The sequence below is a fragment of the Marinobacter profundi genome, assembly GCF_002744715.1.
Lineage (GTDB): Bacteria > Pseudomonadota > Gammaproteobacteria > Pseudomonadales > Oleiphilaceae > Marinobacter > Marinobacter profundi.
Window position 1 is genome coordinate 70,906 of sequence record NZ_KZ319378.1, and the last position, 10,300, is coordinate 81,205.

The 10,300-nt window shown below is 57.3% G+C and carries 9 protein-coding genes and 1 pseudogene; 3 read left to right on the plus strand and 7 right to left on the minus strand.

The window, feature by feature from the left end; all coding sequences use genetic code 11:
- Positions 1–7: 7 nt before the first annotated feature.
- Genes CLH61_RS18615 through CLH61_RS17285 form a run of 3 tightly spaced genes read left to right on the plus strand, consistent with a single transcriptional unit; the run spans position 8 to position 4,570 of the window.
- Positions 8–445 carry an alpha/beta fold hydrolase gene (locus tag CLH61_RS18615; RefSeq protein WP_407657602.1) on the plus strand — a complete coding sequence of 146 codons (438 nt, stop codon included), beginning with the start codon at positions 8–10 and terminating at the stop codon, positions 443–445.
- Between the two features lie 37 nt (positions 446–482).
- Positions 483–1,535, plus strand: coding sequence for an efflux RND transporter periplasmic adaptor subunit (locus CLH61_RS17280; protein WP_041654911.1), 1,053 nt, complete (start codon positions 483–485; stop codon positions 1,533–1,535).
- On the plus strand, positions 1,532–4,570 hold the full coding sequence (locus tag CLH61_RS17285; RefSeq protein WP_014422284.1) for an efflux RND transporter permease subunit: 3,039 nt from the start codon (positions 1,532–1,534) through the stop codon (positions 4,568–4,570). The genes CLH61_RS17280 and CLH61_RS17285 overlap by 4 nt, the downstream gene beginning before the upstream one ends.
- 281 nt (positions 4,571–4,851) lie before the next feature.
- Here CLH61_RS17285 and CLH61_RS17290 read toward each other — a convergent pair whose 3' ends face one another.
- The 7 genes and pseudogenes from CLH61_RS17290 to CLH61_RS18620 all read right to left on the minus strand — a co-directional run.
- On the minus strand, positions 4,852–5,937 hold the full coding sequence (locus tag CLH61_RS17290; RefSeq protein ID WP_041654908.1) for an aldo/keto reductase: 1,086 nt from the start codon (positions 5,935–5,937) through the stop codon (positions 4,852–4,854).
- Between the two features lie 84 nt (positions 5,938–6,021).
- Positions 6,022–6,828: a dienelactone hydrolase family protein gene (locus CLH61_RS17295; RefSeq protein WP_008170335.1), complete on the minus strand. Its 807-nt coding sequence runs from the start codon at positions 6,826–6,828 to the stop codon at positions 6,022–6,024.
- Between the two features lie 78 nt (positions 6,829–6,906).
- A complete protein-coding gene (locus CLH61_RS17300; RefSeq protein WP_014422282.1) occupies positions 6,907–7,473 on the minus strand; it encodes a TetR/AcrR family transcriptional regulator in 567 nt (188 codons plus the stop codon).
- 43 nt (positions 7,474–7,516) lie between these two features.
- Positions 7,517–8,185, minus strand: a complete 669-nt coding sequence (locus tag CLH61_RS17305; protein WP_008170339.1) for a cupin domain-containing protein — start codon at positions 8,183–8,185, stop codon at positions 7,517–7,519.
- 63 nt (positions 8,186–8,248) lie between these two features.
- The gene (locus tag CLH61_RS17310) at positions 8,249–8,869 is read right to left on the minus strand and encodes a glutathione S-transferase family protein (RefSeq protein ID WP_041654905.1); all 621 of its coding nucleotides are present in this window, start codon (positions 8,867–8,869) and stop codon (positions 8,249–8,251) included.
- Between the two features lie 364 nt (positions 8,870–9,233).
- Positions 9,234–9,950 carry a type 2 periplasmic-binding domain-containing protein gene (locus CLH61_RS17315; protein WP_099615983.1) on the minus strand — a complete coding sequence of 239 codons (717 nt, stop codon included), beginning with the start codon at positions 9,948–9,950 and terminating at the stop codon, positions 9,234–9,236.
- Positions 9,951–10,201: 251 nt separating this feature from the next.
- Positions 10,202–10,300 (minus strand): annotated as a pseudogene (locus CLH61_RS18620) (integrase); the annotation flags it as partial.

The window sequence follows — 10,300 nt, forward strand, 5'->3', positions numbered from 1 at the left end:
ACATCGGTTGTCACTGGCCGCCGGAGCCGCCCGTCGGCGCCGGGTATTCGACTCGCACGCTGCTGCGCTGGACAACTATCGGGGCCGCGGTGGCTTCAAGACCTGGCCCGATGCATGGCTGGAGGCCTACATCCAACACGCTTTTCTGCCGCAGGACGATCAAGTTCGCCTGGCGTGTGCGCCGGAGTGGGAGAGCACCACCTTTGCCCATACCGAACACAACCCCTGGCCCGGTATTCGTCAGTTGCGGTGCCCGGTTATCGCGCTGGCGGCGGAACGCGGGTCAACCTTCTCGCCGGCGGCGCAAAAACGTCTGCAGACCTTGTTGCCCTCGGCTGACGTGAGGGTTCTTGAGGGTACGACTCATTTTCTGCCCATGGAACAGAAGGAAGCCGTTCGCGATGCCATCCTGCAACTTGCTTTGTCCAGACACCGCGAGAACTGATACCCACACCTTGATTTTGCCAATCGGGACACCTGCCATGCGCTGTATGCTGACACTGTTTATCTCGCTGCTCATTCTGTCTGGTTGTCAGCAGTCTTCGGAACCGCCCCCAGAGGCCCGCGCCCCTATCCCCTGGGTAAAAACAGTTGAACTAAAGGACGCCGGCCCAACAGCGCACAGATTTTCAGGAACCCTGCGAGGCCGCCACGAAGTTCCTCAGGCCTTTCAGATCGCCGGTCGGATTCAACATCGTTACATTGATGCCGGTCAACGCGTGGAAAAAGGCGACTTACTGTTCAAACTCGATACACGAGACCTTGTAGCAACGGCGGAGGGAGCCGCCGCGGATCTGAAGCGTGCAGAAGCGGCCCTGGCAATTACCACCAATGAGCTCCAGCGCCAACAGCAACTTGTGGGGCGTCAGTTTGTCAGCGAACAAACCCTGCAACGCCTTGAATTGGCAGAGCGTGAGGCGCGCAGCCAGGTGCAAACGGCTTCTGCACGCAATCAGCAGGCTCAGAATGCCCTGGGGTATGCGGAACTGAAAGCCGCCCATGCAGGCGTGGTCACTGAGGTCAACGTTGAACCCGGTCAGGTTGTGGGTGTCGGACAAACCCTTGCCGTTCTGGCCGAAGATCAATCGCTGGAAGTGGAAGTTTTTTTACCAGAGGGCAGTAACCCGGCCAGGCGTGGTTATGTTCCTTTGCCCAATGGCGAACAGCTAGCTGTAAGCCTGAGAGAAATTGCCGGGGCTGCCGACCGCGCAAGCCGGAGCTGGCGTGCCCGATACAGCCTGGAGGGGCCCTACCCCTCGTCTTTAACCCTGGGGTCGGTGGTGAGTGTGCGGTTAGCGCAGAAGCAAACCGCCCCCAGCCATCGCGTACCGCTGGGTGCCCTGGATGAGAGAGGGCAAACGCCGCAGATCTGGTTGGTTTCCGACGGCACGGTAACGCCCCTGGCGGTCGATGTTATCGATCTGGGTGAGGAGTATGCGAAGATCAAGGTCGACATCAAGGCGGGAACGCCCATCGTCGCGCTGGGGACACACCTACTCACGCCTGGCATGGCGGTGCGGGAGCTGGCTCAATGAGCTTACCGAATCTTTCCGCGCTGGCAGTGCGCGAGCGTTCGGTCACCCTCTTTTTTCTTTTGCTGTCCGTTGTTACCGGTTTCTACGCGTTCTCGTCCCTGGGTCGGGCGGAAGACCCTGCGTTCACCGTCCGGGCGATGGTGGTCTCGGTAGCCTGGCCAGGAGCAACCCCCGAGGTGCTGCAGAATCAGGTCGTGGATCGTCTGGAAAAGCAAATTCAGGAGGTGGCGTATACCGATACCATTGAAACAACCATTCGGCCCGGGCAGGCCGCCATGCTTATCCGATTCCAGGATTCGACGCCCAGCGAAAAAGTGCCGGACCTCTTTTATCAAGTCCGCAAACGCATGCTCGATGAGAAGCCCAATCTGCCCCGGGGTGTGATCGGCCCCATCGTCAACGATGATTTCGCGGATGTGTATTTCTCCCTGCTGGCGCTGACGGCACCCGGGATGCCAATGCGTGAACTGACCCGAGAGGCAGAATCGATACGGGATCGCTTGCAACGGCTGCCCGGCTTGCAAAAAGCACAGCTCCTGGCGGAGCGTCCTGAGCGGGTGTATCTCGAATTTGATCAGGACCGGCTCAACAACCTCGGTTTGTCGGCAGAAGAGGTGTTGCAGGCGATAGAGGCCAACAACCGTCTTCAGCCTCTTGGCTTTGTTGATCTTGCCGGCCCGCGGGTTTATGTCCGCAGCAACATCGACCTGTCTGACCTTGAGCGCCTCACCTCAGTACCTCTGCGTATCGGAGACCAGCTTATCACCGTGTCTGATCTGGCCGAGGTGCGTTTAGGTTATGAAGATCCTTTGAGCTACATCGTCCGCTCCAACGGTGAGGATGCGATCCTGTTAGGTGTCGTCATGCGCGCGGGTGAAAATGGCCTGGAGTTTGGTGAGCGGCTGCGCGAGTTTGTCAGTGCCGAACAGGGCAGGCTGCCGCTGGGAATGTCAATACAGACCCTGACCGATCAGGCGGAAGCCATCACTCAGGCGGTTGATCTTTTTCAGGTCAAGTTTCTGGTTGCGTTGGTCGTGGTGATGGGGGTCAGCATACTGGCGATCGGTCTGCGCGCGGGTTTGGTGGTGGGTATTGCGATTCCCGTGACTCTCGGCCTGACTTTCTTATTGATGAAAATGGCAGGCATTAACCTTGATCGCATCACCCTGGGTGCGTTGATTATCGCACTAGGCCTGTTAGTGGACGATGCGATCATCGCCATTGAAATGATGATTGTGAAGATGGAGAGCGGCTGGGACCGGGTACGGGCAGCCAGTCATGCCTGGAGCGTAACCGCCGCGCCCATGCTGTTTGGAACGCTGGTGACGGTGGCCGGATTTGTTCCCATCGGATTTGCCCAGTCCGGGGTGGGAGAATACACCGGCAACATCTTCTGGGTGCTGGCTTTTTCGTTGTTGATTTCCTGGGTGGTGGCGGTAACCTTTACGCCTTATCTGGGCGTCAAGCTCTTGCCCGATTACACCGGGCATACGGGCCAGGACCTATACCAAAGCGCGTTTTATCAGCGGTTGCGCGGGGTGATCACAGCGTGTGTACAGTACCGGAAAACCGTTGTTTTGATAACAGTGGGTTTGCTGGCGATCAGTGCTTTCGGTATGGCAACCCAGGTGCAGAAGCAATTTTTTCCCAGTTCTGATCGCCCCGAAGTTCTGATCAGTGTCTATGCTCCGCAGGGGAGCGCTATTGCCACCACGGATCAAAGTGTCAGACGCCTGGAAGCGATTCTGATGGACATGCCGGAGGTGAAAAGCCTTTCTGCTTACATCGGTGCCGGTGCGCCCCGATTCTTCGTATCGGCCAACCCCGAGCAGCCGGACCCGGCATTTGCCAAGTTGATTGCCATTGGGCAGGACGTTGAAGGGCGCGATCGCATCATCTCGGCGCTGGAAACCAGAATCGCGGCGGGTGAATTTCCGGAGGCACGAGTGCGGGTGACGCGTTTGCTGTACGGTCCCCCGGTGGTCTGGCCGGTCAGTTTTCGTGTGCTGGGTCCGGAATCCGATCAACTCAGAGAGATCGCGCACCAGATCCGCACTCTCATGACCGGGCATCCGAATATCGTCATGCCGCATCTCGAATGGGATGAGCGCGTGCCCACTCTCTATCTTGATATGGACCCGCAAAACCTGGGTTGGATGGGCCTGACCCCGGCGGAAGTTGCCCGGCAACTGCAGTTCCAACTCCGCGGAGTGGCCGTCACCGAACTACGTCAGGGCATAAGGAGTGTTCAACTGGTGGCGCGTAATGCCCGTGGCGAAGTGATCATGCCGGAAGATCTTGAAATCAAAACCCGCGACGACCGCAAACTTTCCGTACAGCAACTGGGCAAGTGGCAGGTTCGTTACGAGGACCCCGTCATAAAGCGTTACAACCGTGACCCCTTCCTGGCCGTTCAGGCCGATGTAGAAGGTGCCCAGCCACCGGATGTTACCAAGGAGATATGGAGTGCGATGACGGGCCTGCGCGAACAGTTGACGGAGGGTTACCGTATTGAAATCGGCGGTACGGTGGAACAATCAGCCAAAGCCAATGCTTCAATCCAGACATTACAACCGGTGATGTTGGCGTTGATGCTGATCTTTATCATGCTTCAGATGCGTTCCTTTATCGGCACATTGACTGTTCTTGCCACCGCGCCACTGGGGCTGATTGGGGCTGTGCTGGCTCTGCTGCTGTTTAATCAACCCTTTGGCTTTACCGCGCTGCTGGGGCTGATTGGCCTGGGCGGCATCCTGATGCGAAACACCATGATTCTGACGCAGCAGGTGCAGGACAACTTCAAAGCGGGGATGGCTGCGAGAGAAGCCGTTGTCGAGGCGGCAGTGCAACGTTCCCGCCCCGTGGTGCTCACCGCTCTGGCGGCCGTTCTGGCGTTTGTTCCTCTGACCTTTGACCTGTTCTGGGGGCCGCTGGCTTATGTGCTTATAGGTGGCGTAGCAGTGGGCACTCTGATCACGCTATTGTTTGTCCCGGCGCTTTATGCCCTTTGGTTTCGCTTACAGATAAAAGATTGAGGTAGGTTTGAATGAGCGCCAATTTTGTTAGCAATTACAACTCACTTAAGTCTTCCAGGAAGGTGATTGAGTTCTGAAATAACCCTTACACACGACCTGTTTTGCCGACAACACCAGAACCGGTAAAGTCAGGTGTTGAAGCAGCCAGGAGAGTCGTCGAAGTGGCCAGTAGGCACGGACGTCTACGTTTTGACAGCATTAACGGTTTTTCCAGCATAGCGGCTGCGCCGTCGGGGCGCAGCACGATGTGAAGGTTGGGTTGGGTTGGGTCGGTTTTGGAATCAGGACTCGGTAGAGTTTCGGTACCCGGCCATCATTGCCATCATCCAGCCCGGGTACTCCTCGGGCAGGCGGCTGACTTCATCCAGGGCTACCAGTTCATCGTCGGACAAGCGGATTTGGGCCGCGCGGATATTGTCCCTGAGCTGCTCGGGCCGCTTGGCGCCAACGATGATGCTGGTCACAGGCTTCTGGTGTAGCAGCCATGACAGGGCAATCTGTGCCACATTGACCGGTTCGCCGTCGATCTGTTTGCCATCGGCAATCTCCCGCATAACCTTGATGACTTCGCTGCCCCGCTCGCGGTTGACGGGTGGAAAGTCAAACTTGGCGCGCCGGTTTTCTTCGGAAACGTCCGGCCCCTCGTATTTACCGGACAGGTAACCCCCGGCCAGTGGGCTCCACACCATCAGACCAACGTTCTCAGATTTCAGCATCGGAATAATATCCCGCTCCAGATCGCGACCTACGAGGGTGTAGTAGGCTTGCATGGATATGATCGGGCACAGGTTGCGGGCCCGGGTGATGCCGATGGCTTTCATCACTTGCCAGGCGGCCCAGTTGGACAGGCCCACGTAACGCACATGGCCTTGCTGCACCAGGGTGTTCAGTGCCTCCAGAGTTTCCTCGATCGGCGTGGCCGGGTCAAAACCGTGGATCTGGTACAGGTCAATATAATCCGTTTGCAGGCGCGCCAGGCTCGCCTTGCATTCGCTCATTATATGGCCGCGGGAAGCACCACGGGCATTGGGGCTTGCGCCCATGGGGCCGAGCACCTTGGTCGCCAGCACCACATCTTCGCGGCGAACGCCGAGATTCTTCAGGGACTGGCCGACGATGCGCTCACTGGCGCCGAAACCATAGATGTTGGCGGTATCGATAAAGTTGACCCCCGCCTCCAGGGCGATCTTCACGAGTTCGTCGGCCTGTTCCTGCTGCAACTGGCCGATCAGGCCCCAGATGTCCTCATCGCCGCCGAAGGTCATGGTGCCCAGGCACAGTTCGGATACGAACAGCCCCGAGTTGCCCAGCGACTTGTAGCCTGGACGATTGTCTCCATCGAACAGTGGTAAACTCTCAGTTGCCATGTTGCACCTCATCATGCTTTTCGGTTGGTGTTCCAGAATTCACTGTAAATACTGCCGGTTTCGGTTTGTTTGCACTCGCTTGTGTTACTGGGTGAAGATGGCCTTGTAGAAACGCATGGTGCCATCCCAGGAACGGCTGGCAGCCTCTTCATCATAACCAACCGGCATGCCGAACTCCTCGGCGATCTTGTCGGCGCCTGGGTTGGTGAATGAGTGCAGTACTCCGGGAAAGCTCACCAGTGTCAGGTCGACTTCGGCATCCTGCATCTCCTTGACCAGGCCCGCGACCTGATCCGAGGGGACCAGCTTGTCGGCACCGCCGGTGTACACCTGGATCCTGGCTTTCACGGACTCGGGTTCAGCCGTGAGGGGGCTGCCGAGCGCGCCGTGGAAGCTGACAACGCCGTCCAGATCGACGCCCATGCGCGCCATGTTGAGAACCACGGCGCCGCCAAAACAATAACCCTGTGCCGCAATTCGGGACGCATCAACACTTTCGTGGTTCTTCAGGATGTCCATCGCCTTCATGAAGCGCGCCTTGACCTGACTCATGTCCCGAGTGGCTTCCTGCATGAACTTCTGGGCGGTATCGGGATGGTCGGCTTGTTTGCCAGAGCCATACATATCCAGCGCAAACGCCGTATAGCCGGCCGAGGCAAGTCGTTCTGCCTGATTCCGGGCAAATTCATTGTGCCCCCACCATTCATGGACCACCAGAACCCCCGGACGCTTTTGCCCGAATTCATCATCCCAGGCCATGTAGCCGGTGAAGGTCTCGTCGCCGACTTGATACTCGATGGTTCTGGTTTGCGTTTCTGCCAGTACCTGCGTACTTGCAACAGTGAGTGACAGCGTGGCTGCTGCCAGTGCTGTTTTCAGGGTGCTCATCATCTGTTTGCTCCTTTTCGCTCGTTATGAGTCAATTTGCGTAGCGATTCTGTACATCAAAGCGCGATTCCTGTCCCGTCGTTACTGGCAGCGGGCGCGCAGCAGTCGCGTTGCGGCATCAAACACGGCGAGGTCTTCTTCGGTGCGCGCGGCAAGGTGGGCCCCTTCCAGCATCGCCAGGGTCGCCTGCGCTTCATCGGCGGCACCCAGGATGGCCGAGACGGATCCATCCCTTTGTCCCAGTTCAAACGTTGCCGTAATCCACTGCAGAACCATTGCGCGAACGGCGCCGACTCTGGCAATAACGGTGTCGGACAGGCTTTCGCGGCAGGTCGAAAAGGCAACGCACAGACACACGGTCTGGCCATCATGCAACGCCCCGCGGTACAGGGCAATGAGTGCCTTGAGGCGCGCGCCAGCGCTGGCATGGGCTGCGTCTATCTCGGTCAGACCCTGCTGCAGACTGGTCTGATAGCGCTCGATCAAGGCTTCGGAGAGCTTCGCCTTGGTGGGGAAATGATAATGGATCGAGGCCTTTCGAATGCCGATGGCCTCGGCCAGATCCGCGTAGCTGAACCCGTCAAAGCCCCGTGACCGGACGGTGTGCTCGGCAAGATCCATCAGGGCTGTTCTGGTATCACGGTTCATGGTTGTTCACCTGTCTGCCTTTTCAATCCCGCTATTGCCGGGCTTATACCCTCGGTGCCCCGGCAAATCGCAGGTGCCCCGTTTTCATCCAGATCTTGGCGCCGTCGTCCCCGGCCGTCACGGACAACCTGTGTCCTTCAGGGAGGCGCAGCCAGTCATGCCTGGCCAGCACCTCGCCATCCCTGATAGCCGAACCTTCGACCACCAGCAGTTCGATTCCGCCGGGCGCCTCAGAGGTCAGTGTCGCCCCCGCATCGAGCTGGCTGTAGGTCACGATCTCACGATCGTCCTCATGCAGCTTTGCGGTGGCAACGCCGCCCACTGGGGCGCCCAGCTCGGCCTCCATATTCTTGCTGAACTGGGTGCGGTCGGCCAGGTCGAACTGCCACAGTTTCACAAATATCGTACAGCCCGTTTCAGAGCCCGGAATATGTGACGTGGTTGGGGGGTTGCGCACGTAGGTGCCAGCAGGGAAGTCACCGTGCTCGTCCTGGAACACGCCATCGAGTACGATGAATTCTTCTCCACCGGTATGGGTATGCGCCGAGAAATGACTGCCCGGCGCATAACGCACGATGGTCGTGGCGCGGGCAACTTCGTCCCCGATCCGGTCCAGCATGCGCCGCTCCACCCCTTTCATGGGCGAGGGCTGCCATTCAATCTGGTCGGAATGCATAACCACCGGTTTGGAGAAATCTGCATTAATCTCCATGATATTCCTCCCTTTTGTGCCCTTCATGTTTTCAGCGCTTGCATTAAATCCGAAGGTTTCGGATTACCCGGCAATTGAAGGACGGGCTGCGACTTTTGCGCGCCAGGCCTGGAGATTGGTCAGAGACTCGGGAATGTCAACCTTCGCGAAATCCGCAAACCCCAGGCCGGCAAAGGCGGTGATGTCTGCGACCGAGAAGCTGTCGCCTGCGAGAAACTCGTTGTCCGCCAGAACGCTGTCAAGGTAGGCCATGGTTGCGCTGGCAATTTCTTTCTGTTTATTACCCCACTCAGCGCATTGCCAGGTTTCCAGATCCGGACCAAGCCCCGGGGTCGCGTGGTGGAAATAGGCACCCACGGCGTTCATCAGACCGTTTTCTGCCCGCAGATTCATCATTGCGATACGGGCACGCTCCGCTGGGGTTGTACCCATAAGGGACGGACCATCAAAGACGCCGTCGATATATTCGGTGATGGCATTGCACTGGGCGATGCAGGTGCCGTCGTCAAGTTCCAGCATGGGCACGGTGGCATCCGGGTTTTTCGTCTTGAACGCCTCGGAACGGTGCTCGCCGCCCATGACATCGACCGGGACGAATTCCACCTGGTTTGTTGCGCCTTTTTCTGCCAGAGCGATGCGAACGCGGAGCGGGTTCGGGAAGCCTTCGATATCGTAGATTTTCATTGATTGCCTCTGTTGGTCATTAAACATGCGCCAATTAATCTACCTATTAGTAGGTAGATGTGCAAGAGGCAATTTGATTGTTCTGCTTTTCTTTGCGCTGTTGACAAGACATTCCAAACGCCAAGAACAGCCCGGACCTTCTTGCAGTACATAGCCAAACCAAAAAGCCAGCTTCTCAGTTAGACGATTTGATAAATATCGAAGTGTTTTTGTTGAAAGAAGCGTGTGCGAAAGAGCAGCCGTGAATGTTCGCTTATGTTTAGGAAGTCGGGGAGCCCGGCCTAGTCGCAAAGCAGGCATTCTAATAATATGTCTGACAAGCTGCTTGAATGTTTGGCGTATGGACAATCGACCGCCAATCTCTTCAACGGTCCGGCTGCGGCAGTTTGGGTAGCATGGCTGCCACGTCAATCGTGTAGTTAGCGAAAAAGGCTTCCGCCGCTTCTATAAGATCCGCCTCTGTTTTGAGTATTCCGAGATAGACCGGCCATTCGGCGTCAATCAGTTCCGTGCTGTAAACGTCTGGATCGACATCCCAAAGCAGGGCCAGAAACCGGAACTCCGTTTCGTTCATGACAATGTAATCGCACCGTTTGTTCAGAAACATGAGCAGCATCTGCCGGGCATTGTAGGCGTCATGGCGCACCAGATGGCTCCCGATCCCCCGCTCGAGCTGATCACTGTATACAAACCATTTGCGAAGACAGATGCCTCCCTCGAGATCATTGAAGGAATCCGTTTGTTGACCAGGCTGCGCGAACACGCGGTCACGCCAAGTTAACACCGGCCCTACGGCGTGCATGCGGTCCGGCAACGGCATCCACAGCGGGCTGGCGAAAACAGCGTTGGCCAGTCCTCGTTGCAGGGCCCAGGCCTGGCGTTTGCGCGCCATCGGGCGGAACTCGGCTTCGATACCAGTCTCCAGGGTGAAGTCATTGATCACCTCAATCAGAATTCCCATGCTGAGGTTGTTACCGTAATAAAATGGGAGAAAGCCATCGTCCGAACCCATAATCCGGAGCGTTTGGGCAGAAACTGGAAAGAACCAGAATGCTGTGATGATAAACAGGCCTATTCTCATTCGGTCCTCATTCGAGTGGTCAATAGGATTAGACCGGCGCTTGCCCGACTCTGCCTTGCTGGTTAAAGACAGTGTGGCCCGGATTCTGGCCACATGCCATGAGAAAGTCGAGACCGCTGCGAATCATACCGGCGCTAATGTCCGCTTCTGTTTAGCGACGGGAGGAGCATGATCGAAACCCGAGGGTGATCATCGACTGGAGCTGGCAGCGTTTGCGGCATCCAAAGGGACCAAAGACACAAGTTACGCACCTAGATCTCAATACTCTCAGCTATCTCCAGAGCATCCTCGACCTCCACACCAAGGTACCGCACGGTGCTCGACATATTCGTGTGTCCCAACAGCAACTG